The 23,920-nt window shown below is 71.6% G+C and carries 27 protein-coding genes and 1 pseudogene; 17 read left to right on the top strand and 11 right to left on the bottom strand.

Annotation, left to right across the window (positions count from 1 at the left end; translation table 11 throughout):
* Positions 1–17 precede the first annotated feature (17 nt).
* Entirely contained in the window at positions 18–1,046 is a 1,029-nt protein-coding gene (locus ACFUJR_RS19605) for a LacI family DNA-binding transcriptional regulator (RefSeq protein ID WP_383167920.1), read from the bottom strand.
* A 24-nt stretch (positions 1,047–1,070) separates the two neighbouring features.
* A complete protein-coding gene (locus ACFUJR_RS19600; protein WP_383167917.1) occupies positions 1,071–1,868 on the bottom strand; it encodes a response regulator transcription factor in 798 nt (265 codons plus the stop codon).
* A gap of 227 nt (positions 1,869–2,095) precedes the next feature.
* Here ACFUJR_RS19600 and ACFUJR_RS19595 point away from each other — a divergent pair, with 227 nt between their 5' ends.
* From ACFUJR_RS19595 to ACFUJR_RS19565, 7 genes and pseudogenes are all read left to right on the top strand, one after another.
* A complete protein-coding gene (locus tag ACFUJR_RS19595; RefSeq protein ID WP_383167914.1) occupies positions 2,096–2,899 on the top strand; it encodes an alpha/beta hydrolase in 804 nt (267 codons plus the stop codon).
* Positions 2,900–2,944: 45 nt separating this feature from the next.
* Positions 2,945–3,199, top strand: coding sequence for a MoaD/ThiS family protein (locus ACFUJR_RS19590; protein WP_352191364.1), 255 nt, complete (start codon positions 2,945–2,947; stop codon positions 3,197–3,199).
* A 10-nt stretch (positions 3,200–3,209) separates the two neighbouring features.
* Positions 3,210–4,307 (top strand): hypothetical protein, encoded by a 1,098-nt coding sequence (locus ACFUJR_RS19585; RefSeq protein WP_383450582.1) that lies wholly within the window; start codon positions 3,210–3,212, stop codon positions 4,305–4,307.
* A gap of 78 nt (positions 4,308–4,385) precedes the next feature.
* Positions 4,386–5,075: a DUF2993 domain-containing protein gene (locus ACFUJR_RS19580; RefSeq protein WP_383167908.1), complete on the top strand. Its 690-nt coding sequence runs from the start codon at positions 4,386–4,388 to the stop codon at positions 5,073–5,075.
* Between the two features lie 542 nt (positions 5,076–5,617).
* Positions 5,618–6,463: a sulfurtransferase gene (locus tag ACFUJR_RS19575; protein ID WP_383167906.1), complete on the top strand. Its 846-nt coding sequence runs from the start codon at positions 5,618–5,620 to the stop codon at positions 6,461–6,463.
* 39 nt (positions 6,464–6,502) lie between these two features.
* Positions 6,503–6,790, top strand: a complete 288-nt coding sequence (locus ACFUJR_RS19570) for a DUF1416 domain-containing protein (RefSeq protein WP_352191368.1) — start codon at positions 6,503–6,505, stop codon at positions 6,788–6,790.
* Positions 6,791–6,930: 140 nt separating this feature from the next.
* A pseudogene (locus ACFUJR_RS19565) lies at positions 6,931–7,209 on the top strand (DUF3099 domain-containing protein); the annotation flags it as partial.
* 62 nt (positions 7,210–7,271) lie between these two features.
* Here the strand turns inward: ACFUJR_RS19565 and ACFUJR_RS19560 are convergent.
* Positions 7,272–7,634, bottom strand: coding sequence for a DsrE family protein (locus tag ACFUJR_RS19560; protein WP_383167902.1), 363 nt, complete (start codon positions 7,632–7,634; stop codon positions 7,272–7,274).
* A 105-nt stretch (positions 7,635–7,739) separates the two neighbouring features.
* Between ACFUJR_RS19560 and ACFUJR_RS19555 the strand changes: the two genes are divergently transcribed.
* From ACFUJR_RS19555 to ACFUJR_RS19530, 6 genes are all read left to right on the top strand, one after another.
* A complete protein-coding gene (locus ACFUJR_RS19555; protein WP_383167899.1) occupies positions 7,740–8,498 on the top strand; it encodes a hypothetical protein in 759 nt (252 codons plus the stop codon).
* A gap of 17 nt (positions 8,499–8,515) precedes the next feature.
* Positions 8,516–9,301 carry a hypothetical protein gene (locus tag ACFUJR_RS19550; RefSeq protein WP_383167896.1) on the top strand — a complete coding sequence of 262 codons (786 nt, stop codon included), beginning with the start codon at positions 8,516–8,518 and terminating at the stop codon, positions 9,299–9,301.
* Positions 9,298–10,410 carry a hypothetical protein gene (locus ACFUJR_RS19545; RefSeq protein ID WP_383450579.1) on the top strand — a complete coding sequence of 371 codons (1,113 nt, stop codon included), beginning with the start codon at positions 9,298–9,300 and terminating at the stop codon, positions 10,408–10,410. Before ACFUJR_RS19550 ends, ACFUJR_RS19545 begins: the two co-directional genes overlap by 4 nt.
* 227 nt (positions 10,411–10,637) lie before the next feature.
* Positions 10,638–11,210 carry an FABP family protein gene (locus tag ACFUJR_RS19540; RefSeq protein WP_383167887.1) on the top strand — a complete coding sequence of 191 codons (573 nt, stop codon included), beginning with the start codon at positions 10,638–10,640 and terminating at the stop codon, positions 11,208–11,210.
* A gap of 99 nt (positions 11,211–11,309) precedes the next feature.
* Positions 11,310–11,747 (top strand): Fur family transcriptional regulator, encoded by a 438-nt coding sequence (locus tag ACFUJR_RS19535; RefSeq protein ID WP_383167884.1) that lies wholly within the window; start codon positions 11,310–11,312, stop codon positions 11,745–11,747.
* A 9-nt stretch (positions 11,748–11,756) separates the two neighbouring features.
* Entirely contained in the window at positions 11,757–12,737 is a 981-nt protein-coding gene (locus ACFUJR_RS19530; protein ID WP_383167880.1) for a YgfZ/GcvT domain-containing protein, read from the top strand.
* Positions 12,738–12,741: 4 nt separating this feature from the next.
* On the opposite strand, the gene dtd is transcribed toward ACFUJR_RS19530, so the two are convergent.
* Positions 12,742–13,167 (bottom strand): D-aminoacyl-tRNA deacylase, encoded by a 426-nt coding sequence (dtd, locus tag ACFUJR_RS19525; RefSeq protein WP_383167877.1) that lies wholly within the window; start codon positions 13,165–13,167, stop codon positions 12,742–12,744.
* Positions 13,168–13,293: 126 nt separating this feature from the next.
* Between dtd and ACFUJR_RS19520 the strand changes: the two genes are divergently transcribed.
* Both ACFUJR_RS19520 and ACFUJR_RS19515 read left to right on the top strand, forming a co-directional pair.
* Positions 13,294–13,869 carry an ABC transporter substrate-binding protein gene (locus ACFUJR_RS19520; protein WP_383167874.1) on the top strand — a complete coding sequence of 192 codons (576 nt, stop codon included), beginning with the start codon at positions 13,294–13,296 and terminating at the stop codon, positions 13,867–13,869.
* A 342-nt stretch (positions 13,870–14,211) separates the two neighbouring features.
* On the top strand, positions 14,212–15,456 hold the full coding sequence (locus ACFUJR_RS19515) for a GNAT family N-acetyltransferase (RefSeq protein ID WP_383167871.1): 1,245 nt from the start codon (positions 14,212–14,214) through the stop codon (positions 15,454–15,456).
* A gap of 10 nt (positions 15,457–15,466) precedes the next feature.
* Here ACFUJR_RS19515 and ACFUJR_RS19510 read toward each other — a convergent pair whose 3' ends face one another.
* Both ACFUJR_RS19510 and ACFUJR_RS19505 read right to left on the bottom strand, forming a co-directional pair.
* Positions 15,467–16,210 carry an ABC transporter permease gene (locus tag ACFUJR_RS19510; protein WP_383167868.1) on the bottom strand — a complete coding sequence of 248 codons (744 nt, stop codon included), beginning with the start codon at positions 16,208–16,210 and terminating at the stop codon, positions 15,467–15,469.
* Positions 16,203–17,180, bottom strand: a complete 978-nt coding sequence (locus tag ACFUJR_RS19505) for an ATP-binding cassette domain-containing protein (RefSeq protein WP_383167865.1) — start codon at positions 17,178–17,180, stop codon at positions 16,203–16,205. Before ACFUJR_RS19505 ends, ACFUJR_RS19510 begins: the two co-directional genes overlap by 8 nt.
* 98 nt (positions 17,181–17,278) lie before the next feature.
* Between ACFUJR_RS19505 and ACFUJR_RS19500 the strand changes: the two genes are divergently transcribed.
* On the top strand, positions 17,279–18,046 hold the full coding sequence (locus ACFUJR_RS19500) for a TetR/AcrR family transcriptional regulator (protein ID WP_383167862.1): 768 nt from the start codon (positions 17,279–17,281) through the stop codon (positions 18,044–18,046).
* Here ACFUJR_RS19500 and ACFUJR_RS19495 read toward each other — a convergent pair.
* The 5 genes from ACFUJR_RS19495 to ACFUJR_RS19475 form a co-directional block, all read right to left on the bottom strand.
* Positions 17,971–18,867 carry a hypothetical protein gene (locus tag ACFUJR_RS19495; protein WP_383167859.1) on the bottom strand — a complete coding sequence of 299 codons (897 nt, stop codon included), beginning with the start codon at positions 18,865–18,867 and terminating at the stop codon, positions 17,971–17,973. The two genes, ACFUJR_RS19500 and ACFUJR_RS19495, sit on opposite strands and share 76 nt — an antisense overlap.
* 67 nt (positions 18,868–18,934) lie before the next feature.
* Entirely contained in the window at positions 18,935–19,624 is a 690-nt protein-coding gene (locus ACFUJR_RS19490) for a hypothetical protein (protein ID WP_383167856.1), read from the bottom strand.
* 476 nt (positions 19,625–20,100) lie between these two features.
* The gene (locus ACFUJR_RS19485) at positions 20,101–21,624 is read right to left on the bottom strand and encodes an MFS transporter (RefSeq protein WP_383167853.1); all 1,524 of its coding nucleotides are present in this window, start codon (positions 21,622–21,624) and stop codon (positions 20,101–20,103) included.
* 110 nt (positions 21,625–21,734) lie between these two features.
* Complete coding sequence (locus ACFUJR_RS19480) at positions 21,735–22,220, bottom strand: MarR family winged helix-turn-helix transcriptional regulator (RefSeq protein WP_383167851.1); 486 nt, start codon at positions 22,218–22,220, stop codon at positions 21,735–21,737.
* Between the two features lie 287 nt (positions 22,221–22,507).
* Positions 22,508–23,407: an NAD(P)-dependent oxidoreductase gene (locus ACFUJR_RS19475; protein ID WP_383167848.1), complete on the bottom strand. Its 900-nt coding sequence runs from the start codon at positions 23,405–23,407 to the stop codon at positions 22,508–22,510.
* A gap of 49 nt (positions 23,408–23,456) precedes the next feature.
* Between ACFUJR_RS19475 and ACFUJR_RS19470 the strand changes: the two genes are divergently transcribed.
* Positions 23,457–23,807 carry a winged helix-turn-helix transcriptional regulator gene (locus ACFUJR_RS19470; protein WP_383167844.1) on the top strand — a complete coding sequence of 117 codons (351 nt, stop codon included), beginning with the start codon at positions 23,457–23,459 and terminating at the stop codon, positions 23,805–23,807.
* The last annotated feature ends 113 nt before the right edge of the window (positions 23,808–23,920 follow it).

Raw genomic sequence — 23,920 nt, 5'->3', positions numbered from 1 at the left:
GTCGTCCCTGCGGCGGGTCAGCCGCCGTCGCAGCCGCAGGAGCGGCGGACCACCAGTGCCGACGGGAACTGCTTCACCCGTTCGCGCTTCGACCCCACCACCCGCAGCGAGTCGTCCAGGACCAGATCCACCGCCGCCCGGGCCATCGCCGGGCGGTCCGAGGAGATCGTCGTCAGCGGCGGATCCGTCAGCGCCGCCTCCTTCACGTCGTCGAAGCCCGCCACCGCCAGCTCCGTCGGCACGTCGATCCGCAGCTCGCGCGCCGCCCGCAGCACACCGAAGGCCTGGTCGTCGGTGGAACAGAAGATCGCCGGCGGCCGGTCCGGGCCGGAGAGCAGCTTCAGCGCGACCTGGTACGCGTCGTAGCGGTTGTACGGAGCCTGGAAGAGCCGCCCCTCGATCGAGTGGCCGGCCTCCAGCATGGCGCGCCGCCAGCCCTCCTCGTGGTCCGCGACCGGGTCGCCGACCGCCGGGGTGTTCGGGACGCCGCCGAGACACGCCACATACGGGTGCCCGTGCTCCAGAAGGTGCCGGGTGGCGAGCTGCGCTCCGCCGATGTCGTCCGTGACGACGGCCACGTCGTCCAGCGCCTCGGGCCGCTCGTGCAGCAGCACCACACGCGCGTCCCAGGCCTCGATCTCGCTCGCGGCCCGCTCGCTCATGCCCTGGCTGACCAGGATCAGACCGGAGACCCGCATCCCGAGGAACGCGCGGAGGTAGTGGACCTCGCGCTCGTCGCGGTAGTCCGAATTGCCGACGAGGACCATCTTGCCGCGCTCGGCGGCGGCCTGCTCGACCGCGTGCGCCATCTCCCCGAAGAACGGCTGACGCGCGTCGGGGACGATCATGCCTATGAGATCCGTGCGTCGCGATGCCATCGCCTGCGCCACCCGGTCGGGCCGGTAGCCCAGCTCCCTGATGGCGGCGAGTACACGCTCGCGCGTGGCCGGGGCGACCGGCCGGGGTCCGTTGTTGATGACGTAACTCACGACCGCGGTCGAAGTACCCGCCAGTCGCGCTACGTCATCCCGCGTCACCTTGGCCACGCGCGGCAGTCTACGCGGGGTGACCTACCTACCGGCAGGTCGCACTGTGGCTTCCGCCACGTTCTCGTCCTCCGCCGGGGTGACATCGTGCGCGTCATCCTTGACCCGGGCCTCTTCCTTCGCCCGCGCCTCCTCAGCCGCCCGCTCCACCTTCTCCGGCGTGACGAAGCGGTATCCGACGTTACGGACGGTGCCGATCAGCGACTCGTGTTCCGGGCCGAGCTTGGCGCGAAGTCGCCGCACGTGGACATCGACCGTTCGGGTGCCACCGAAGTAGTCGTACCCCCAGACCTCCTGGAGGAGCTGGGCGCGCGTGAAGACCCGGCCCGGGTGCTGCGCGAGGTACTTGAGGAGCTCGAACTCCTTGAAGGTCAGGTCCAGGACCCGCCCCTTGAGCTTGGCGCTGTACGTCGCCTCGTCGACCGAGAGGTCGCCGTTGCGGATCTCCATCGGGGAGTCGTCGGCCACGATCTGCTGCCGGCCCGTGGCCAGCCGCAGCCGGGCCTCGACCTCGGCCGGACCCGCGGTGTCGAGCAGCACGTCGTCGATGCCCCAGTCGGCGGTGACGGCCGCGAGACCGCCTTCCGTGACGACGAGGATCAGCGGGCAGCCGGGCCCGGTCGAGCGGAGGAGCTGACAGAGGCTGCGCACCTGCGGGAGGTCACGACGGCCGTCGACGAGGATGACGTCCGCGCCGGGGGTGTCCACCAGGGCGGGTCCCTCGGCCGGGGCCACCCGTACGTTGTGCAGCAACAGGCCGAGGGCGGGAAGCACCTCGGTCGAGGGCTGGAGTGCGTTGGTCAGCAGCAGCAGTGAACTCATCGGCCGCCTCCTGCGGGGGTGGCCGACCGGGTGTCCTGTCGGTCGTGCTCGGTTCGCTCGTCCATGACGTCGGTTCCTCCTCGGTCCCTGCGAGGACGTCTGCGTGTCTCACATGCGGCTCTCGCGCCCTGAGAGCTTTTGTTCATCCGTCCGTAACAACGGTCGGAAAACGCAAAAGGACCCGGGGGCTGCGTTGCCCGGATCCTCTGCCTAGGAGAATAGCCCACATGAGTTCCGAGGCAGAGGGGCGATTTCACATCGTGGATGTCTCCTCGATCACGTCCCGTCCCCAGCGTGCCACTTTGCACACCACTGACGGTGTCCGTATCGAGGCTGTTTACGAACCGTGTACGCGGGGCGTCACCGACACCGCCGTCGTCCTGGCCCACGGGTTCACCGGGTCGGCCGCCCGGCCGTCCGTCCGCCGTGCCGCCGAGGCGCTCGCCGAGCACGCGGCCGTCGTCACTTTCTCCTTCCGCGGACACGGCCGTTCGGGTGGTCGCTCCACCGTCGGCGACCGTGAGGTCCTCGACCTCTCCGCCGCCGTGCGCTGGGCCCGGAAGCTCGGCCACGCGCGCGTGGCGACCCTCGGCTTCTCCATGGGCGGCTCGGTCGTGCTGCGCCACGCGGCCCTGGAACGGGGCACCGGCGGCCACACCGACGCGGTCGCGGCCGTCAGCGCACCCGCCCGCTGGTACTACCGGGGGACACCCTCGATGCGCCGCGTCCACTGGCTGATCACCCGCCCCATGGGCCGCCTGGTCGGCCGGTACGGACTCCGGACACGGATCCACAACCAGGACTGGAACCCCGTACCGCTGTCGCCCGTGGAGGCCGTCCCGCTGATCGCGCCGACCCCGCTGCTGATCGTGCACGGCGACCGCGATCCGTACTTCCCCGTCGACCACCCGCGCATGCTGGCGGAGGCGGGCGCGGACGAGCTGTGGCTGGAGCGCGGCATGGGCCACGCCGAGAACGCGGCCGACGAGGACCTGCTGCACCGTCTGGGGGACTGGCTCACCCGCCGATAGCCCATCATGGACACCGGCGCGCACACGAACGAAGGGAGCGCCGCTATGGCAGCGGGAACCATCCGCTACTGGGCCGCGGCCAAGGCCGCCGCCGGTGTCGCCGAGGAGCCGTACACCGCCGAGAACCTGGCCGAGGCGCTGGACGCCGCCCGTGCGAAGCACCCGGGCGAGCTGGTCCGCGTACTCCAGCGGTGTTCGTTCCTCGTCGACGGCGACCCCGTCGGGACCCGCGGCCATGAGACCGTACGCCTTGCCGAGGGCGGCACGGTCGAGGTGCTCCCGCCGTTCGCAGGAGGGTGAACCGCACAGCATGAGCAGCGATCAGCAGCAGCCGTACGACCAGGGTTACGGCCAGGGGTACCCCCAGGGCCACGACCCGAGCCACGACCCGTACGCGGGTCAGCAGCAGTACGGCGCCCAGGATCCCCACGTCACACAGACGTGGCAGGGCCAGACCTGGGACACCCAGTACCAGCCGGTGGTCCAGCCCGCGCAGCCGCAGCAGCCGGCGGCGTACGACGCCACCGCCCACCTGCCCCCGCAGCCCGCGACCACGGCCCACCCGCTGCCGGACGAGACGCCGGCCGCCGCCCCCGTCCGGGGCGAGCCCACGGCCGCGTACTCCGCGCCCACCACCTCCGGCCACACCCGCCTCACGGACGCCCAGCGCGCCCGGGCCGAGGGCCGCTCGCCGATCATCGCGCCCGGGATCCAGCCCGCCGCCCTCACCGCGGTCCTCGGCGTCCTGCTCGCGGGCGGCGCCGCACTCGGCTCGTACGGACTGCTCGTCCCGCTCGTCCTGCTCCAGGCTGTCACCGCCGCCGGCTGGTTCCGCCTCAACGGCATGTGGCCCGCCCGCCAGGGCATCGCCCTCGCCTTCGCCGGCGGCCTGGCCGCCGACGTCGCCCTGCTCGCCGCCGGCCGCGAGAACGCGCCCGCCGCGATCATCGGCACCCTCGGCGTCTGGGTGCTCCTCACCCTCGTCCTCCAGCTCCGCAGCCACGCCGACCCCGACGAGCGGATGTACGGCCTGATGGCCACCGTCGCCTCGGCCGCGCTGACGATCGTCGCCACCGGGCACCTCGGCGCGGCGCCCGACGCCGTGGTCGTCGGCGGCCTCGCAGTCCCCGCCCCCACCTCCGCCCGCGCCCTCCCTCTGCCCGGCCCGGCCTCCGTCGTCGTGGCGCTCCTGGCCGCCGCGGGCGCCGGGATCGCGGCCGGCGGGTTCACCGACCTGGGGACCTCAGGGGCGCTGCTCGGCCTCGCCGCCGGGGTCTGCGCGCTCGTCGGACTGCACGTCGCGAGCTACGACTACCCCTCACGGTTCGTGCACATGACCGCCGGTGTCGCACTCCCGCTGACCGCCGCCGCCCCCGCCGTCTACCTGCTGGGACGCGCCCTCGCCTGACCCGGGGGAACCATCCGGCCCCGCGACGCGTCGATCTTGATGCCGGGGGCCGGACAAGTTTTTGGGGGCGGGCAGGTCATGCGAGCACTGCGCGTATTGCTGATCGTGGCCGTCGTGCTCGGCGGGATCTTCGTCGGCGTCGACCGGATCGCGGTCTCCTACGCCGAGTCCGAGGCCGCCGACCGCGTGCGGCTCGGCCCCGCGGGGGCCGACTCGACGGACGTCGACATCAAGGGCTTCCCGTTCCTGACCCAGGCGATGGACAAGCGGTTCGACGAGGTCGACGTGGTGCTGACCGGCGTCGAGGCCACGGCCGGCAGCCGGAGGATCCGGATCAGCGAGATGACCGCCGCGCTCCGGGACGTGACGGTCGAGGACGACTTCGCGGGCGCCCGCGCGCGCACCGTGACCGGTACCGCCCTGATCTCGTACGCCGACCTGACGGCCGCCGCCGACCGTGACGTGAAGATCGCCTACGGCGGCGACGGCAAGCTGAAGGTCACCGGCGGGGTCGAGATCCTGGGCCGTACGGTCACCCGCAGCGTCGTCTCCTCGGTGACCCTGGTCGACGGGAACACCATCCGGGTCCGCGCCGACAAGGTGCCGGGCGAGGGCATCCCGGGCCTGGAGTCCCTGATCCGCAAGCGCACCGACTTCGACCGCGAGATCGGCGGGCTGCCGCAGGGCATGAAGCTGGAGAGGGTCGAGGCCCGCGAGGACGGCGTGGCGATCGCCGTGACGGGCACGGACGTGGCCCTGGCCGGCTGAGGCCGGCGGCCCGGCTGCGGATCGGGCCGAACACGGCGACCGGACGGGCTGGCGACGGCGGCCCCGGGCCGGGCCGGCATGCGACGGACGGGCGCCGGAGGCGGTATGGACGGCGGCTCGGCCACATGGTGAGACGGCACCGTCCGACCCGTAGAAAAACCACCCCGCGGCCATGCCCCCGACCCGGGCGGCGCCCGGTTTCTCCGTGATCTCGTCCCACATCTCGGACGATCGCGTCTCAAAATATGACACACCGGTGACACGGCCGCCTGTCCGTCCCTACGATCGTGGGCATGAAGCGACAGGCGGATCTCACGAAGCGGCGGGCAGTAGACCTGTGCCGCATCGCCGCCATGCTCTGTCGCCCCGTCTGAGCGGGACGCCCCAGTCCCGCATTCCCCAGGCCCTTCCGACCCCCGGTCGGGGCCACCCCCGTGTAGCCCGTACGTGGCGCTGACGCGTACCCGCACCCCCCTGCGCGACACCCGCAGCACCGCAACACCGCACCACACCGCCGAACACTGCCCCGGAGGAGAAACAGCATGAGCCGCAGCGACGTCCTGGTAGACGCCGACTGGGTCGAGGCGAACCTCGACAACCCGCAGGTGGCCGTCGTCGAGGTCGACGAGGACACCTCCGCGTACGAGAAGAACCACATCCGCAACGCGATCCGGATCGACTGGACCCAGGACCTGCAGGACCCGGTCCGCCGTGACTTCATCGACCAGGAGGGCTTCGAGAAGCTCCTCTCGGCGAAGGGCATCGCGAACGACACCACGGTCGTCCTCTACGGCGGCAACAACAACTGGTTCGCCTCCTACGCGTACTGGTACTTCAAGCTCTACGGCCACCAGGACGTGAAGCTCCTCGACGGCGGCCGCAAGAAGTGGGAGCTCGACTCCCGCGACCTCGTCGACGGTTCCGACGTACCTGCCCGCCCGGCCACCGAGTACAAGGCCAAGGCCCAGGACACCTCCATCCGTGCCTTCCGCGACGACGTCGTGGCCGCGATCGGCGCCCAGAACCTCGTCGACGTGCGTTCGCCCGACGAGTTCTCCGGCAAGCTGCTCGCGCCGGCCCACCTCCCGCAGGAGCAGTCGCAGCGCCCCGGCCACGTGCCCAGCGCCCGCAACATCCCGTGGTCGAAGAACGCCAACGACGACGGCACCTTCAAGTCGGACGACGAGCTCAAGGCCCTCTACGAGGACGAGCGGGTCGACCTGGCGAAGGACACCATCGCCTACTGCCGTATCGGTGAGCGCTCCGCGCTGACCTGGTTCGTGCTGCACGAGCTGCTCGGCGTCGAGAACGTCAAGAACTACGACGGCTCGTGGACCGAGTACGGCTCCCTCGTCGGCGTGCCGATCGAGCTCGGCGCCAACAAGTAACACCACCGGACGCACGGACCCAAGGACAGGACGAAAGACATGTGTGGAGCACAGCCCGGCGGCCCCGACGCCTCGACGATCAAGCCCGGTGAGACCACCATCCAGGGCTTCGTGACCAGGGACGGCGAGCCCGTCACCGGTTACGTCCGCCTTCTGGACTCGACCGGTGAGTTCACGGCCGAGGTCCCGACCTCCGCCACCGGCCAGTTCCGCTTCTACGCGGCCGAGGGCACCTGGACCGTCCGCGCCCTGGTCCCCGGCGGCACCGCCGACCGCCAGGTCGTGGCGCAGCACGGCGGCCTCGCCGAGGTCGCGATCGCGGTCTGATCAGCTGACGCGCCCCTCGCACCGCTCGGCGCGGGGGCGCCTCAAGGGCTTCGACCAAGAAGCCCCTTCTGCCGGCCGAAGGGCCGTGCCTCCTGGGGGGTTGGACGCTTTCCCGGACTTGAGGCACGGCCCTTCGGTCTTACCCTGAAGATATGTACGCGCGTCGTCGGCACGTCTACTTCTGGCTGATGGGCGGCTGTCTGCTGCTCTTCGTGGGCGCCTGGGCCGTCGTGCGGCTGTTCTCGATGCCCGTCGCCATCGGGATGTGCGTGGTCGCCATGCTCATCCCGCCGGTCGCCGCGATGATCGCGAACCGGCGGGGCCCGGAGGACCGCTGGTGGGACGATCCGTCCGGGGACCCGCAGTCCGACGAGTGGTGGGACGAACTGGACGGCAAGAAGCGCCGCGAGGATCAGTAGCCGGCAGCGGACCAGGGCAGGGTCAGTAGCCGGTCGGTGAACCAGGGCGGTTCAGCAGCCGGTCAGTAGACCAGGGCCTGCGTGCCGTCCGCCATGGACTCCTGGACGAAGACCTGCGCGCCGGCGATACGGACGCCCTCCAGGACGTCCTTCTCCGTGATCTCGCGGCGGGCCGCGCACTGGGTGCAGAGCGTGATCCGCCCCGCCGCCAGGATCGAGTCGATGAGGTCCGGGAGCGGCGCGGCGTGCGGGAGTTCGAACTCGGCCGCGCGGCCCGGGAGCGCGAACCACGACGACTCGCCCGTCAGCCAGAGCGAGACCTCGACCCCGCTGGCCACGGCGACGGCCGCCACGGTGAAGGCCTGGGAGCAGCGTTCGGGGGCGTCGGCCCCGGCGGTCACCTTGATCACGAGCTTCTTCGCCATATACCGAACTGTAATGCGAACCTCTGCAACCTCATGCACCACTCACGAGTCAGCCCTGTGCGCGGATAACGGAATCCTCGCTTCAGGTCTCGTGGGGGGACCCTCTTGGAAAGCACGGAAGAAAGCGCCGCCGCGCCGCGTCGGCGCAGGACCGGACGGACGCTCGGCCTCGTCGCCGTCGCCGCCGTCCTCGGCCTCGTCGGCGGCACCGCCGTGGGCTACGGCATCCAGGCCGAGCGCGAGCCGACGGCTCTGCCCGCACTGAACCAGCCGGGTCTCGCCTACCCGAAGCCGCTCCCGGCGGGGCAGAAGGCCGCGCCCCTGCCGGTCTCCGAGGACCGCAAGGTCAAGACGGACGGCGATCTGCGCAAGCTGCTCCTGCCGCGCCCGGCGGGCGCGAAGGAGACGAAGTTCTCGGACCTCGGCGACGGCTGGATGCCGGTGTCCGCGTACGCCCGTGAATTCAGGAACCCGGGTCGGGCGCTGGACTTCCAGCTCAGCAGTGGCATCAGGCGCGTCGCGCGCACGACCTGGCAGCAGGGCAAGTACCGGTTCACCGAGATCCGGCTGGTCCAGTACCGCTCCACCGACACCCTCGGCGCGCAGGAACACGCCGAGGGCCAGATGGAGTACATGTCCGACGAGGACTACGCCTCCTCCGAGGGGGAGGCGATCAAGGGCTCCGCCAACGGCCGCTACTACCTGTTCCCGGTGGAACGGAAGGCCGGATACCTGGACCTCTACGAGGCCCGGGCGTACTTCCACCGCGGCGACATCATGGCCGAGATCTTCGTCGTCGACACCAAGAAGATCTCCGCGAAGGAGATCAGTTCGATCGCCGAGCAGCAGCTGGGGCGCCTGTGAGCGAGGACCTGAACACCGTGACCGAGCCGACGAAGCCCGGCCGCGGACGCAAGCTGTGGGCGGTCGTCCTGCCGGCCGTGCTCGTCCTCGGCGCGATCGGCGGCGGCGTCACGTACACCGCCGTCACCGTCGACGGCGCCGACCGCAGCGCGCCGACCGTCGTCTGGGAGGCACCGGCCGACACGGCCGAGAACAGGTACAAGGACCCCGCCGCGGGCGCGCTGCGCGGCAGGGCGTCGACGCCGCTCAGCAAGCTGCTCCTGCCGGTGCCGGAGGGATACGTCCTCGGCCCCGACATCGAGTCGTACGGGAACGACGGCGAGCTGGGCGACAAGGAGGCCCTCGCGCTGCTGAAGCAGGAGGGCAAGGGGCTCTCCGGCAAGAAGCGCCGCGCGTACGAGAAGCGGGTCGAGAAGGTCGGCATCAAGGGCATCGCCGTCCGTTCCTTCGCCTCGGAGGGCAGCGACGTCGTGGTCTCCATCCGCGTCGCGCAGATGAAGGACAAGAAGCGGATCCGCGAGATGTTCGAGCTCAGGAAGGACCTCTTCGAGCTCTTCGAGTTCCCCAAGGGGCCGAAGATCAGCGGGCACAAGAACTCCGCCTGCTTCATGGTTCCCGAGAGCAAGGACCTGACGAAGGCGGAGAAGGCCGGGCAGCTCGTGGAGATGCACTGCACGGCGTACGAGTCCGAGGTCGAGGTCACGGTCACCGTCGCGGGCACCAAGCCGTTCGACAGGTCGGCGGCCGCCAAGCTGGTGCAGAAGCAGCTGGACCACATCACGTCCCCGGGGGAGTACGTATGACCGAGCAGACGACGGACACCGGCGTGAAGCCTCCGGAGCAGGCTGCCGCCCCGGCCGCGGAAGCGGTGACCGAGGCGCCGGCAGCGGAGGCGGTGACCGAGGCGCCGGCAGCGGAGGCGGTGACCGAGGCGCCGGCAGCGGAGGCGGTGACCGAGGCGCCGGCAGCGGAGGCGGTGACCGAGGCGCCCGCCGCGGAGGCGGTGACCGAGGCGCCCGGTGCAGCTCGGGCCGCTCCGGCGGAGCCAGCCGAGCCGGTCGGCCGACCGGACATCGCCGCGCCTGCCGAGCAGCCCGGGCCGGACATCGCCGTTCCTGCCGAGCAGCTCGGGCCGGACGCCGAGCCCAAGCCCAGGGCCTCCCGCAGGCCGCTCCTCTGGGCCGTCGCCCGCTGGACCGCCGCCGCGCTCGTCTTCGGCGGCGTCGGGGCCGGGACCGCGCTCGGTATCACCTCCATGGAGCGCACCGACGTGCCCGGTCTCGCGACCGAGAGCGACGGCCGCTGGGCGTACCCGGAGCTCAGCCTCCCCGCGCTCCCGGCCGACGTGCCGCGGCCCTTCACCGAGGGCAACGACGGCGAGATCCACCACGCCGACCTGCGCAGACTCCTTCTCCCCGCACCCGCCGGCGCCACGCCCGACCCGAAGCTGAACGGCGGCTGGGTCGGCGTGGACCAGTTCCTGTCCCAGTACCGGACGGACGAACGGGCCGAGCTGTCGGAGTTGCTGAAGGAGTCCGCGCTGCGGCACATCGCGGCCAGGGGCTGGACCACGCCGGACGGGACGACGACCCGGATCCACTTGCTCCGGTTCAACTCGGTGGCCTTCGCCGAGACCTTCAAGGACGACGCCCTCCAGGCCGGCTCGGTGGCCGGTCCGCTCCTCGAGGGGGTCGAGGGCGTCCAGGTGGACAGCGACGCCGCGCTGGACATCAGGGTGCCGTACACGGCGCTGTACTCGTTCGTCGAGCTGCCCCAGAACGACGATCAGTCCCGCTGGGCCTACATCCAGGCCGGTGACACCGTGGCGCTGATCGCCCAGTCCCGGGACGGAGAGGCGCTGACGGTCCCGTTCCAGCAGACGGTGGCGCTCCAGAACCAGCTCCTGAGCTGACCGGTCGCGCACCGACCGACCTCACAGAGAGGGCCGGGTCCCCGCAGACTAAGCTGGGGTCCGGCCCGTTCCGCCTTCACCGCTCATCCGAGGAGCACCCGTGATCATCTTCTTCGAAGTCCTCCTGGCCCTGGTCTGCGTCGCCGTGCTCGCGTTCACCGGTCTGGCCGTGAAGAAGCTGTACCAGGGCCAGCGGTAACCACCTCTACGGAACGACAGAGCTGCTCATGATCGAGATCCCGTCCGACCTCAACCCGGACCTCGTCCCCCTCGCGTTCCTCCTCGGAACGTGGGAAGGCGCGGGCGTGGCCGACTTCCCCGGCGCCGAGAAGTGCAACTTCGGCCAGTCCGTGACGTTCAGCCACGACGGCCGTGACTTCATCGAGTACCACTCGCACTCGTGGGTCCTGGACAACGAGGGCAACCAGGTCCGCCCGCTGGAGAGCGAGAGCGGCTACTGGCGGATCGACAAGGACCGCAAGGTCGAGACCGTCATGGTCCGCGACCAGGGCATCGTGGAGATCTGGTACGGCGAGCTCGCCGACAAGAAGCCGCAGATCGACCTGGTCACCGACGCCGTGGCCCGGACGGCGGCGTCCGGCGCCTACAGCGGCGGCAAGCGGCTCTACGGCTACGTCAAGGGCGACCTGATGTGGGTGGGTGAGAAGGCGACCCCCGAGGTCCCGCTCCGCCCGTACATGTCCGCGCACCTGAAGAAGGTCGTGACGCCCGAGGAGGTCGCGGAGATGGCGCGCAACCTCGGCGACCTGCCGGACGACGGCATCGCCTTCTTCAAGTAGGACTCCTCCGTCGGCGAGGAGCCCTTCTCCGCGGGCCTTCTTCGATCAGGCCTCACGAGACCCAGCCGTGTGCGCCCACGCCCTCCTACACTGGGGGGCGTGGTGAGCACCGACTGGAAGAGCGACCTGCGGCAGCGTGGCTATCGGCTGACGCCTCAGCGCCAGCTTGTCCTGGAGGCCGTCGACACGCTGGAGCACGCGACGCCCGACGACATCCTGGGCGAGGTCCGCAAGACCGCCTCCGGTGTGAACATCTCCACCGTGTACCGGACCCTGGAGCTCCTGGAGGAGCTCGGGCTCGTCTCCCACGCCCATCTCGGGCACGGGGCGCCGACCTACCACCTCGCCGACCGGCACCACCACCTCCACCTGGTCTGCCGGGACTGTACGGAGGTCATCGAGGCGGATGTGGAGGTGGCCGCCGAGTTCACCGGGAAGCTGCGCGAGACCTTCGGCTTCGAGACGGACATGAAGCACTTCGCGATCTTCGGCCGGTGCCGGGACTGTTCGAACAAGGACACCGGTACGCAGTCGTAGGCTTGCCCCATGCAGCAACATTCAGCGCACAGCCCTCTGCTGTCCCTGCCCGGCGCCGTCCCCGCCGAAGGCCGTGACGAAGGTGTCGCCGCGCACTACGGCGACCTGTTCCGCGAGCAGCGTGCCCTCGCCGCGGGTGACGGCTTCGTCGATCTCTCGCACCGCGGTGTCGTCGCCGTCTCCGGCGACGACCGCCTGAGCTGGCTGCATCTGCTGCTCACCCAGCACGTCAGCGAGCTGCCGGTCGGCCGTGCCACCGAGGCGCTGATCCTCTCCGCCAACGGTCACATCGAGCACGCGCTCTATCTCGTCGACGACGGCGAGACCGTCTGGGCGCATGTCGAGCCCGGCACGCAGGACGACCTCATCGCCTACCTGGAGTCGATGAAGTTCTTCTACCGGGTCGAGGTCGCCGACCGTACGGACGAGGTCGCCGTCGTCCACCTCCCGGCCGGCTCCATCGCCGAGGTGCCGCGGGGCGTCGTCGTACGGGAGACCCCGCACGGCCGCGACCTGTTCCTGCCACGCGCCGACCTGGAGTCCTTCGCGGCCGCTCACGGTCCGGCCGCCGGGATGCTCGCGTACGAGGCGCTGCGGATCGAGGCGCACCGGCCGCGGCTCGGCTTCGAGACCGACCACCGGACCATCCCGCACGAGCTGGGCTGGATCGGCACCGCGGTGCACCTGCAGAAGGGCTGCTACCGCGGGCAGGAGACCGTCGCGCGCGTCCACAACCTGGGGAAGCCGCCGCGTCGCCTCGTCTTCCTGCACCTCGACGGCAGCGAGGTGCATCTCCCGGGCCACGGCACCCCGATCCGGCTCGCGTCGGACGGCGCCGAGGGCCGTCAGCTGGGCTTCGTCACCACCTCCGGCCGCCATCACGAGCTGGGGCCGATCGCGCTGGCGATGGTCAAGCGGAACGTGCCGGTGGACGCGGAGCTGATGGCCGGGGAGACGGCTGCCGCGCAGGAGACGGTCGTCGAGCCGTAGCTCCTCAGACCTCCAGGAGCACCGTGAACGGGCCGTGATTCGTGAGCGAGACGCGCATGTCCGCTCCGAACCGGCCCGTCTCCACGTGTGCGCCCAGCTCGCGCAGCCGCGCCACGACCTCGTCGACGAGGGGTTCGGCGACCGGACCGGGCGCGGCGGCGTTCCAGGTGGGGCGGCGGCCCTTACGGGCGTCCCCGTAGAGGGTGAACTGAGAAATCACCAACAAGGGGGCATTGATGTCCGAACAGGATTTCTCTCCCTCCAGAATCCGGACGGACCACAGTTTTCTGGCCAACTGTGCCGCTTTCTCCGGAGTGTCCTCGTGGGTGACTCCCACCAGCACACACAGCCCTTCGCCGACGATCTCGCCGACCGTCTCGCCCGCCACGACGACGCTCGCGCCGTCCACTCTCTGCACCACTGCACGCATACAGGCCAACCTACAGACCTTCACATAGGGGCTGAACGGGTGCAGAGCGCCTGCACGTGCAGGGGCGGGAGTGGCACCATGCGTGTCAGGCGGTGCGGTTCCGCACCGGTCGAGGGGACGATTCACATGAGTGCACCTGGCGCCGGGCAGACGCCGGCCCGTTTCGGAGTAGGCGTACGTCCGCCCGTGCAGCGGACGACGGAGCCCGCACTGCCGGAGCGGCGGCAGCCCGACGTCGCCGCCCTGAGGCTGCCTGAGCTGCGCGCGCTCCGCCGTGACGCGCAGGGCGACGAGGCGGACCTCAGTTACGTACGACGGATGCTGCAGGGCCGTATCGACATCCTCCGGGCCGAGCTGGCGCGGCGTACGGATCCGGAGTCACCGGTACTGGACCGGCTGTCGGAGATCCTCGCGGACGTGCCGTCGCGGCGGGGTTCGTCCGCGCGGCACGTGACGCTGTCGACGCCGCGGAGCGAGGAGTACCGGCGGCTGGCGGCGGAGATGCTCTCGGAGGTCGAGCTGTCCGACCTCGGGGCGCGGACGGACGACGAACTGCACACGGCGATGGGCCGGCTCGCGGGGTACGAGCAGCAGATCTCGCGGCGACGGCAGGATCTCCAGCGGACGGCCGACGACTGCAGCGCGGAGATCACCCGCCGCTACCGCGAGGGCGAGGCCCAGGTGGACGACCTCCTGGCCTGAGGGCGTGTGCGCCTGGGCGCGTGTGCGCCTGGGCCGGAGTGTCTGAGCACGTGAGCGCCGGAGTTCCCGAGTGCCGGAGTTCCCGAGTGCCCGAGGCTGTGGATGCCCGAGCGTCCCAGGGCAGGGGATCCCGAGGGCTTGACCGTCTGGGCGGGGCGAAGCCCTGTCGGGGGCTGGGGGAGTCGCCGACTCGGGCCCGTCGGGACCGGGGGGTCGCCGACTCGGGCCCGGCGGGGTCCGCTCGGGCCCGTGGGGCCCGCAGCCCCGGGGTCGCCGGGGCCCCGGCGACCCGGCGGGAAAACTCGCGTGCGAGGGCTTGGCGGCGTGCATAGTCTCGCCGTCATGAGCCTTGAGGTACGCCCCGTGGGCGAGTCCGAGTTCGGCGAGTGGCTGCGTGCGCTCAAGACCGGGTTCATGACCCCTCCGGTCGTCACGGACGAGGAGGTCGAGAAGCGACTGCCGCTGTTCGACCTCTCCCGCACGCTCGGTGTCTTCGACCGCGGCCGGATCGTGGCCACCTTCCGTACGTTCACGCAGGAGCTGTCCACCGTCGGCGGCGGCTCTCTCGCGGCCGACGCCATCAGTCAGGTGACCGTCTCGCCGACGCACCGCCGCCGTGGGGTGCTCCGCCGGGTGATGACGGCGGATCTCGCCGCGGCGAAGGAGCGGGGCGACGCCGTCGCGACCCTCATCGCCGCCGAGTACCCGATCTACGGCAGGTACGGCTTCGGTCCCGCGACCTGGACCACCGAGTGGGTCGTCGACCTGACCCGCGCGGGGCTCGACCCGCGCCGTACGGGCCGGCCCGAGTGCGGCGGCTCGGTCGACCTCTCCGACGGCGCGGAGATCCGCAAGATCGGCCCCGAGGTCCATCGCCGCCTGGCCCGGGTCCGGGCCGGTGTCCCGAACCGCAGCGCCCGGGACTGGGACCGCGGCACCGGCCTGGGCTTCCAGCCCACGCCCTGGACCGAGCCCTTCTACGCCGTCTACCGCTCGGAGTCCGGCGAGGTCGAGGGCTATGTCGGCTACCGCTCGGACGACAAGTGGGACGACGGCAAGCAGCCGGTGAACACGGCCACCGTCCGGGACCTGATCGCCTGCACCCCGGCCGCCGAACGGGCGCTGTGGCGCTACCTCTGCTCGATCGACTGGGTGACCTCGGTGCGGTCGGGCTACCGGGCCCCCGACGACCTGCTGCCGCTGACCCTGCCCGACCCGCGCGCGGCGAGGGTCCTGAGCCACGCCGACATGCTGTGGGTCAGGGTCCTGGACGTGGCCAAGGTGCTGGAGGGGCGTGCGTACGCCTCGTCGGGCAGTCTCGTCCTGGAGCTGCGGGACGCGGACGGACTGGCGGGCGGGCGCTACCGGCTCGACGCCTCCCCGGAGGGCGCGGAGTGTTCCCGTACGACCGGGTCCGCGGATCTCGCCCTCGACATCGCCGAGTTGGGGACGCTCTCGCTCGGTGACGAGTCGGTGGCGCGGCTGGTGGCGCTGGGGCGGGTCGAGGAGCTGACGGCGGGTGCGGCCGCCCGCGCGGACGTGCTGCTGCGGTCCGCGCGCCGGCCGTGGTGCCCCGACATATTCTGAGCGGCTTCCCTCACCTCGTACGGAGGCGGAACAGCGTCCCCGAGGCGGCGATGCCCGTGGCCATGATGCCCGCGCACCAGGCCAGCGCGATCCAGGGCGTGTTGCCGACCGGCTGGTCGAGCAGCAGTCCGCGCATCGACTCGATGAGAGGGGTGACGGGCTGGTGCTCGGCGAAGCCGTGCAGCCAGCCCGGCATGGTCTCGATCGGGACGAACGCGCTGCTCGGGTAGGGCAGGAACATCATGAGGAACGTGATCCCGCCCGCTGCTTCGGGCGTGCGGGTGAGCAGCCCGAGCGCCGCGGAGAGCCAGGAGATCGCGGTGATGAAGGCGACGAGCAGCCCGAGCGCGGCGAGCCAGCCGAGGGGGGTCGCGGTGGGCCTGAAGCCGATGGCAAAGGCCGCGCCGAGGACGAGAGCGGTGGCGGCGAGGTTGCGGGCGATGCTGGCGCCGACATGGCCGGCGAGGATCGGCGTACCGCCGATGTCGAGCGAGCGGAAGCGGTCGATGATCCCGCCCTTCATGTCCTCGCTGACGCCGACGGCGGTACCGGCGGAGCCGAAGCCGGAGCAGAGGATCAGTACGCCGGGGACGACGTAGGTCACGTACAGCGTGCCGGTGTCGATGGCTCCGCCGAAGAGGTAGACGAAGACCAGCATCAGCATGATCGGCAGCATCATCGAGGTGATGACGGCGTCGACGTTGCGGCGGCCGAGGCGGAGCCCGCGGCCGGTCATCGTGAGGGCGTCAGACATGGAGGGGCTCCTTCTCCGTGAGCGTCAGGAAGACGTCGTCGAGCGTCGCGGTGCGCAGCGCGAAGCGGACGATGTCGGTGCGGCCGGGGTCGAGTTCGTCGAGGAGCGCCCGGACCTGGGCGGCGCTGCCGTCGGTGGGGACGCCGAGGGTGAGGGTCTCGGCCTCGTGGTGGACGGCCCGGTCGGCGAGCCGCAGGTAGCTCTCCCGGTCGCGCAGGACGAGGTCGAGGCGGTGGTCGGCGAACCGGGCCTTGAGCTGCTGCGCGGTGCCGTCGGCGACGACGCGGCCGGCGTCCATGACGGCGATGCGGTCGGCGAGCCGGTCGGCCTCCTCCAGGTACTGGGTGGTGAGGAAGACGGTCGTACCGCTGTCGGAGAGGGCGCGGACCACGTCCCAGAGTTCCCTGCGGCTGCGCGGGTCGAGGCCGGTGGTCGGCTCGTCGAGGAAGATCACCGAGGTCTCGCCGGGGTCGCGGACCAGGCCGGCGGCGAGATCGAGGCGGCGGCGCATGCCGCCCGAGTACGTCCTGGCGAGGCGCCCGCCCGCGTCGGAGAGGCCGAAGCGCTCCAGGAGTTCGGCGGCGCGGCGGGCGGCGGCCGGGCGGGAGAGCCCGGAGAGCCGGGCCATCATGCGCAGGTTCTCGACGCCGGTCTGCATCTCGTCGACGGCGGCGAACTGTCCGGTCAGGCTGATGGCGCGGCGCACGCGGGACCGCTCGTCGGCGATGTCGTATCCCGCCACGCGTGCCTGGCCGGAGTCCGGTGCGGTGAGCGTGGCGAGGATGCGGACGGTGGTCGTCTTGCCGGCGCCGTTGGGACCGAGGAGGGCGAAGACGGTGCCCTGTTCGACGCGGAGGTCGAGGGAGTCCAGTACGGGGACGGCCCCGTAGGCCTTGCACAGGCCGATGGCTTCGATGGCGGGTGGTACGGCCGGGAGGGCGCGTGGTGCGGGCGCGACGGCGGATGGCATGGGTCCCCCTGGGATCGGTACTGCGTATGCCTTACGCGTTACTGTGTAAGGGTTACGCATTACTAGGATGGCCGTCAAGCGAAAGAAGGGCGGATGCGATGGCGGACGACAGGAGCGAGGGCGGCGGAACCTTCCTGCCCGCGAGCATCGAGGCCGCCTGGGGGCTGCGCGAGCGCCCCTCCAAGGGCCCCAAGCCGGGGCTCACCCTCGACCGGATCGTGACGACGGCCGTCGCCGTCGCCTCTGCGGAGGGCCTCGACGCGGTCTCCATGGGGCGGATCGCCAAGGAACTCGGCGTCTCGCCCATGTCCCTCTACCGCTACGTCGGGGCGAAGAGCGAGCTGTACGTCCTGATGCAGGACGTCGCCACGGGCGCCCCGCCGGCCCCGCTCCCGCCCGGCACCGGCTGGCGCGAGGGGATCGAGCACTGGGCCTGGGCGATCCGCGAGGTCTACCACCGCAATCTCTGGATGCTCCGCATCCCGCTCTCCGGCCCGCCCGCGACGCCGAACACCGTCGCCTGGTGGGAACAGGCCATGGTCGCCCTGGGGGGTACCGGCCTCGACGAGGGGGCCAAGGTCTCGGTCGTCCTGCTGCTGGGCGGCTTCGTCCGCAACGAGGCGCTGATGATGGCCGACCTCGGGGCCGTCATCAGCGCGAGCGGGCAGAGTCCGGAGGTGGTCCTCTCCCGTTACGGCCACACCCTGCGGCGGCTGGCCGACCCGGAGCGCTATCCGGCGGTGGCGCGGATGCTGGACTCGGGGGTGATGGAACAGGCGGACGAGCCGGACTACGAGTTCCGCTTCGGCCTGGACCGGATCCTCGACGGGGTCGCGCTGCTGGTGGAGGCGGCCGGGCGCTCGTAGAACTGGAGCACGCCGCCGACGCCGAAGCACGCCGCTCCCGTGAGCGTGCCCCAGTTCGCGACGGCGACGCTCACCATGTCCCCGGTCGAGGGCCGCGTGAAGGCGGTGACCGCCGAGGCCATGAAGAGGAACGACCCGAGCTGGTTGACCGCCACGATCCACCAGGCGAGGTCGTGCGGGAGGAGCCGTGGCCGGCCGTGGCAGACCTCGACCAGCGCGAGGTGCCCCGAGATCAGGAACAGGACGCAGCCGACCATGTCCGGGGCCCAGACGAGCCTGTTCACCTGCTGCACGGAGAGCCCGTCCAGCAGCGAGCCCACCAGGTTGATGCCGAACACGAGGGTGCCGGCGAACAGTACGAAGGTGCTGAGCCAGTCGATCCGGCCCGGTTCGTAGCTCCACCACCTCCAGCGCCGCGCGGCCAGGGTCCCGGCCTCGTGGTCACGGTCGGGCGTGTTGACCGCCTGGAGCAGTGAGGCGTACGCGCCCGTGTTGAAGCACAGGCCGCCGGTGAAGTAGATCCAGGCACTCGTCATGTCGCCCGGGCCGAACTGGGCCAGCCCGGCCCCCAGGGCGAACAGCGCGCCCCCGACGGTGAACGCGCACGCGGCGAGGGTGTTCAGCCTGCGCGTCCGGCCGACCGAGACGCTGTCCGCTGTCCGCGCGCGGGGCTCCGGCTCGCCCGCGGCGTGGACGGTCAGCAGGGCGCGCTTGCGTGCCAGGCGCGATTCCCAGACGGCGGTGACGCCGACCTCGGGTCGCCAGGTGACCCGGGTCGTGAACGGTCCCGCTCCTTCGGAGTGCTCTTTTGCTCCCGCCACGAGCCGACTGTATCCCTCTGGGGCAGTTGCCATCCTTATGTGACTTGATCGGTCGGTATGTCTGTCACTAGGTGAGCACGTTGACGGCGCGGGCGACGACCAGGCCGAGGATGACCAGTGAGACGAGGGACTGGACCGCCATGGCGATCTTGGCCCAAGGCGCCAGGGGCATGACGTCCGTGGGGCTGAAGGCGGTGGCGTTGGTGAGTCCGAGGTAGAGGTAGTCGACGTAGCGGGGGCGCCAGTCGGGCGCGGCGAGCTCGGGGTTGAACTGCTGGGGGAAGGCGAGTGCCGGGGTGGCGGGCATGCGGTGGGCGCGGGCCGCCGCTCCGCCGCCGTCGAGCTCGAAGTACAGCAGGGAGAAGGCGAGGACCGTGCCCGCCCAGACGGTGCCCCCGGTCTGGAGCAGACTCGTCGCGGAGGCGGTCTCCTTCCCGTTGTGGACGATGTCGTCGATCAGCTGAAGGGTCGACCAGACGGCGCTGAGCGCGAGCACGCCGACGAGGGTGATCGCCACGGCGCGCAACGCGGAGGACCGGCGGTCGATCCGGCCGGGGTCGCCCGCGATCAGCGTCAGCAGGAGCAGGCCTTCGACGGAGGGGAGCACCCACGTGGGCGCCATCCGCAGGGCGTCGGGGAGCAGCAGCGTGAGCACCATGGCGGTCACGACGGCGGCGGCCATGGGCCAGCGGGCCTCGCCGACGGGCTCGGTATCCTGCGGCGGCCCCTGCGGCCGGGGAGCGTGGTGTCGGCTCACGTCGGTTGCTCCCTGTCGGTGTCGTGGGCCGGTGGGCGAGCCCGCCGCGGGGATCCGCGTCGGGGATCCGTGTCCGGGAATCCGTGTCCGGGAATCCGTGTCCGGGAATCCGTGTCGGGGGGTCCCCCCGGGGATTCACCCCCGGGAATCCGCGGCCGGGGATCCGTCCCACTCCACTACGCCTCGCCGAGCCGCGCACGGCCCGGGACCCGGCCGGGTCAACGCGAGGACCGGAACGGCGGACACGCGCCGGGCGGGACTCCGGTGCGGGCCCGCGCCCCCTGAAGTGCCGTCAGGGCTCCCGTACGGCAGGCAACGCCAGGTGAGGACTCCCGTACCGCCGTGTGATCGAGCGGATCGGGTCCGGTCCGCGAACCTTGCGGGTGCTGCTCGCGCTCGCGTGCGCGGCCGGGCAGAGGCCGCCGCGGAACCGGCCGACGTGGGGGCGGCCGGCGGTCGCGGTGTCGGTGTGGCGCTCACGCGGCGGGCGCCGCGACCCGCTTCCGCCCCTGCCCTTGCCCCCGCTCTCGCCCCTGCCCTTGCCCTCGCTCCGCAGGTCGGCCGCTCTTCGGCTGCCGCAGCACCGTGAGGGCGACCGCGAAGGCGGCGGCCAGGAGCCCGGTGGCGACGGCGAACGCCAGGCGGTGACCGGCGGTCAGGGCCTCGGCGAGGGGGCGGCCCGCCTCGGTCAGGGCCTCGGTGCGGGCGGCGGCCAGGGTGGAGAGGACCGCGATCCCGAGGGCCATGCCGATCTGCTGGGTGGTGTTGAACAGACCCGAGGCGAGGCCCGCGTCCTCCTCCTTCGCGCCGGACATGCCCAGCGAGGTCAGAGCGGGCAGCGCGAGGCCGAAACCGGCTGCCAGCAGCATCACGGGCAGCAGATCGGTGACGTACGAGGCATGTACCGGGAGCCGGGTGAGCAGACCGAGCATCACCACGAGCAGCGCGAGCCCGGTGAGCAGGACGGCGCGCTCGCCGAATCGGGCGTTGAGGCGGGCCGAGACGCCCAGGGACACCGCGCCGATGACGGCGGCGGCCGGCAGCATCGCGAGACCGGTCTCGGCGGCGCCGTACGCGAGGACCTTCTGCAGGTGGAGCGCGACGAGGACCTGGAAGGAGAAGAGGGCGGCGACCATCAGAATCAGGACCAGGTTGGCGCCCGAGACGCTGCGCGAGCGGAAGATGCGGAGCGGCATCAGGGGGTTCGCGATCCTGGCCTGGCGGACGACGAAGCCGGCGAGGAGGGCGAGCGAGAGCGCGCCGAGGCCGAGGGTGTGGGCCGAGGCCGCGCCGTACTCCTCGATCTTGACGACCGCGTAGATGCCGGTCATCAGACCGGTCGTGACGAGCAGCGCGCCGAGCACGTCCGCGCCGCCGCCGGCCCTGAGGCCCGCGCCGGCGCCGGCCCTGAGGCCCGGGCCGCGGTCGGCGGGCAGGGCCCGGAGGGCGACGAGGAGGGTCGCGACGCCGATGGGCAGGTTGATGAAGAAGATCCAGTTCCACGTGAGGGCGTCGGTCAGGGCCCCGCCGAGCACCTGTCCGATGGAGGCGCCGGCCGCACCGGTGAAGCTGAACACGGCGATGGCCCTGGCGCGTTCGCGGGCTTCCGTGAAGAGCGTGACGAGGATGCCGAGGCTCACGGCCGAGGCCGTCGCGCTGCCGACGCCCTGAAGGAAGCGCGCCGCGATCAGGACGCCGGGGGAGGCGGCGACGCCGGCGAGCAGCGAGGCGGCGGTGAACACTGCCGTACCCGCGAGGAACATCCGCCTGCGGCCGATCAGATCGCCGAGACGGCCGGCGAGGAGGAGTAGCGAGCCGAAGGCGATCAGATATGCGTTGACGATCCAGCTGAGCCCGGCCGGGGTGAAGCCGAGGTCGCTCTGGACGGCGGGCATGGCGACGGTGACGATGCTGCCGTCGAGGACCGTCATCAGCATCCCGGTGGCCAGGACGCCGAGGGTGAGCGAGCGGGAACGCGCGGGGGCGGACGTGGCGGGCATGGGGGTCTCTCCTGTTCGACGGAGGCAACAGGAGAGACCGTAGCAGATGGTTCTGTTGCAGACTATCTTTTACGGATCAGGATCCGGGGGTGAAGTGCGGGGGGTCGGACTCAGCCCTTCTGTCGTGCCCGACGGGCGGGCCGCGCACCTTCGACCGGAGTCTCCAGATGGCCGGTGACCAGGCGGTTCAGCGCGCGCAGCAGCACCTCGCGCTCCTCCTCGGGGAGAGAGGACAGGGCGCTTTCGTGCACCCGGTCGACGATCTCCTGGCTCTCCGCCGCGACCTTCGACCCCTTGGCCGTCACCGCGATGATCCGCGCCCGCCGGTCGGTACTGGAGGGCCGGCGCTCGGCGAGGCCGGCCTTCTCCAGGGCATCGACGGTGACCACCATCGTGGTCTTGTCCATGTCTCCGATCTCGGCGAGCTGCGCCTGGGTGCGCTCGGCCTCCAGGGCGTGCACGAGGACGCAGTGCATACGGGGGGTGAGTCCGATCTCCCCGAGTTCGGCGGTCATCTGCGTCCGCAGGACATGGCTGGTGTGGTCCAGGAGGAAGGAGAGGTCCGGTTCGGTGCGCGCGGGTGCCATGGCTGTCATGTCAGCCAGGGTAAGGCCACTCGATCCGTCGCGGATTATCAGGAAGCGGACGACGGGCGGGGTGTGCGGGCCGGTGTACGGGGTGCACGGGCGCGGTGTACGGGCTGGACGGGCCCGGTGTACGGGGTGCACGGGCGCGGTGTACGGGCTGGACGGGCCCGGTGTACGGGATGTGACGGGCCTGGTGGAGGTGGCGGACGCGCGGGTTGTCGTCCGCGAGGGGCATGAGCCCCTCGCCGGCCGGCGGGGCACCGGCCGGCGTCCGTACCCCCTCCGGCCCGTCAGGCTCACCCCTCCGGCCGGGTGCGGCCCAGTATCTCCGTGATGCGGAGGAAGCCGTCGGCGCCGTGGCCCAGGCCGATGGTGCGACGGGCGAGGCCTTCGGCCGCGCGCATCAGGCCGGCGTCGATGCCGTGCGCCTCGGACGCCTGGACGATGTGGGCCATGGACGAGGCCGCCGAGGTGAGCGGATTGCCCTCGCCGGAGAACCTTCCGGCGTCCACCTCCGCCGCGGACTCCTCGAAGAACGGCGGGAGGATGGCGCCGATGCCCTGGGCGAAGGGCGCCAGCTCCCGAGCGGTGATGCCTTCGGCCCGCGCGACCGCCAGGGCGTGGGCGTAGCCCGCCATCGCCGTCCAGAAGATGTCGAGCAGCGCGATGTCGTAGGCGGCCGCGCGGCCGATCTCCTCGCCGAGGTGGGTGTGCGTCCCGCCGAGGGCGTCCAGGACGGGCTTGTGCGTGCGGTAGAGCTCCTCCGGGCCGCAGTGGAGGAACACCGCCCCCGGGGTGCCGATGGTGGTGGTCGGTGTCATGATCGCGCCGTCCAGGTACCGGACGCCGTGCTCGGCCGCCCAGCCGGCCGTGGACCGCGCGCGATCCGGTGTGTCGGCGGTCAGGTTGACCACGGTGCGGCCCTTGAGCGCGCCGGTGACCGCCTCGCGCCGCAGGACGGCGTCCGCAGCGTCGTAGTTCACGACGCAGACCACGGTCAGCGCGCTCGCCGCGACGGCCTCCTCGGCCGACGCGGCGCCGAGCGCGCCCCGCGCGGTCAGCTCCCGGTCCCGCCCGGGCGTCCGGTTCCAGACGGTGGTGCGCAGCCCGGCGTCCAGGAACGCACCGGCGAGCGCTCGGCCCATCGGCCCGAGGCCGAGTACGGTGACGGAGGAGTGATCGGTCTCCGATGACATGGTCCAACTCCTGTGTGAGTAGTGGCAATTCGTAGGAAATGGGGAGGGAATGACGCGCAGTCGTGCCCAGGACGCGAACGTCTGCGGAGTGACCGCCGCGATCGCCGTGATCGACGGAAAGTGGAAGACGGCTCTGCTCTGGCAGCTGGAATCGGGCCCGCGCCGCCCGGGCGAACTTCGGCGCGTCCTGCCCGGCCTCAGCGAGAAGGTGCTGACTCAGGCGCTCCGCGAGATGGAGATCGACGGCCTCGTGCACCGGGAGGTGTACGACACGCTGCCGCTGAAGACCGAGTACTCCCTGACGGAGTTCGGCAGGCAGCTCTCGGAGGCGCTCGCGCCCCTGTCTGACTGGGGGCACCGCCGCCTGGAGAGGCTCACCGTTAGCCGCTCGGCCTTATGACCCGTCACGCCACGCACCCCCCTCGGCCCTGGCGGCCCCGCGACCGCCCTCCACAAGGTTCGCCGCACCGCCGCCCCCCGCCAAGTACCCACAAAAAAGTGGCTACGCGGCGA

Origin of the sequence: Streptomyces sp. NPDC057271 (assembly GCF_042668715.1) — a bacterium.
Lineage (GTDB): Bacteria > Actinomycetota > Actinomycetes > Streptomycetales > Streptomycetaceae > Streptomyces.
This window is presented reverse-complemented; position numbering and strand designations above follow the sequence as displayed.

Excerpts from the sequence above, each read along its gene's own strand:
- ACFUJR_RS19600 (WP_383167917.1), bottom strand. The coding sequence starts at position 1,868 with ATGAGTTCACTGCTGCTGCTGACCAACGCACTCCAGCCCTCGACCGAG.
- ACFUJR_RS19595 (WP_383167914.1), top strand. The coding sequence starts at position 2,096 with ATGAGTTCCGAGGCAGAGGGGCGATTTCACATCGTGGATGTCTCCTCG.
- ACFUJR_RS19590 (WP_352191364.1), top strand. The coding sequence starts at position 2,945 with ATGGCAGCGGGAACCATCCGCTACTGGGCCGCGGCCAAGGCCGCCGCC.
- ACFUJR_RS19585 (WP_383450582.1), top strand. The coding sequence starts at position 3,210 with ATGAGCAGCGATCAGCAGCAGCCGTACGACCAGGGTTACGGCCAGGGG.
- ACFUJR_RS19580 (WP_383167908.1), top strand. The coding sequence starts at position 4,386 with ATGCGAGCACTGCGCGTATTGCTGATCGTGGCCGTCGTGCTCGGCGGG.
- ACFUJR_RS19575 (WP_383167906.1), top strand. The coding sequence starts at position 5,618 with ATGAGCCGCAGCGACGTCCTGGTAGACGCCGACTGGGTCGAGGCGAAC.
- ACFUJR_RS19570 (WP_352191368.1), top strand. The coding sequence starts at position 6,503 with ATGTGTGGAGCACAGCCCGGCGGCCCCGACGCCTCGACGATCAAGCCC.
- ACFUJR_RS19560 (WP_383167902.1), bottom strand. The coding sequence starts at position 7,634 with ATGGCGAAGAAGCTCGTGATCAAGGTGACCGCCGGGGCCGACGCCCCC.
- ACFUJR_RS19545 (WP_383450579.1), top strand. The coding sequence starts at position 9,298 with ATGACCGAGCAGACGACGGACACCGGCGTGAAGCCTCCGGAGCAGGCT.
- ACFUJR_RS19540 (WP_383167887.1), top strand. The coding sequence starts at position 10,638 with ATGATCGAGATCCCGTCCGACCTCAACCCGGACCTCGTCCCCCTCGCG.
- ACFUJR_RS19530 (WP_383167880.1), top strand. The coding sequence starts at position 11,757 with ATGCAGCAACATTCAGCGCACAGCCCTCTGCTGTCCCTGCCCGGCGCC.
- dtd (WP_383167877.1), bottom strand. The coding sequence starts at position 13,167 with ATGCGTGCAGTGGTGCAGAGAGTGGACGGCGCGAGCGTCGTCGTGGCG.
- ACFUJR_RS19520 (WP_383167874.1), top strand. The coding sequence starts at position 13,294 with ATGAGTGCACCTGGCGCCGGGCAGACGCCGGCCCGTTTCGGAGTAGGC.
- ACFUJR_RS19515 (WP_383167871.1), top strand. The coding sequence starts at position 14,212 with ATGAGCCTTGAGGTACGCCCCGTGGGCGAGTCCGAGTTCGGCGAGTGG.
- ACFUJR_RS19510 (WP_383167868.1), bottom strand. The coding sequence starts at position 16,210 with ATGTCTGACGCCCTCACGATGACCGGCCGCGGGCTCCGCCTCGGCCGC.
- ACFUJR_RS19505 (WP_383167865.1), bottom strand. The coding sequence starts at position 17,180 with ATGCCATCCGCCGTCGCGCCCGCACCACGCGCCCTCCCGGCCGTACCA.
- ACFUJR_RS19500 (WP_383167862.1), top strand. The coding sequence starts at position 17,279 with ATGGCGGACGACAGGAGCGAGGGCGGCGGAACCTTCCTGCCCGCGAGC.
- ACFUJR_RS19485 (WP_383167853.1), bottom strand. The coding sequence starts at position 21,624 with ATGCCCGCCACGTCCGCCCCCGCGCGTTCCCGCTCGCTCACCCTCGGC.
- ACFUJR_RS19480 (WP_383167851.1), bottom strand. The coding sequence starts at position 22,220 with ATGACAGCCATGGCACCCGCGCGCACCGAACCGGACCTCTCCTTCCTC.
- ACFUJR_RS19475 (WP_383167848.1), bottom strand. The coding sequence starts at position 23,407 with ATGTCATCGGAGACCGATCACTCCTCCGTCACCGTACTCGGCCTCGGG.
- ACFUJR_RS19470 (WP_383167844.1), top strand. The coding sequence starts at position 23,457 with ATGACGCGCAGTCGTGCCCAGGACGCGAACGTCTGCGGAGTGACCGCC.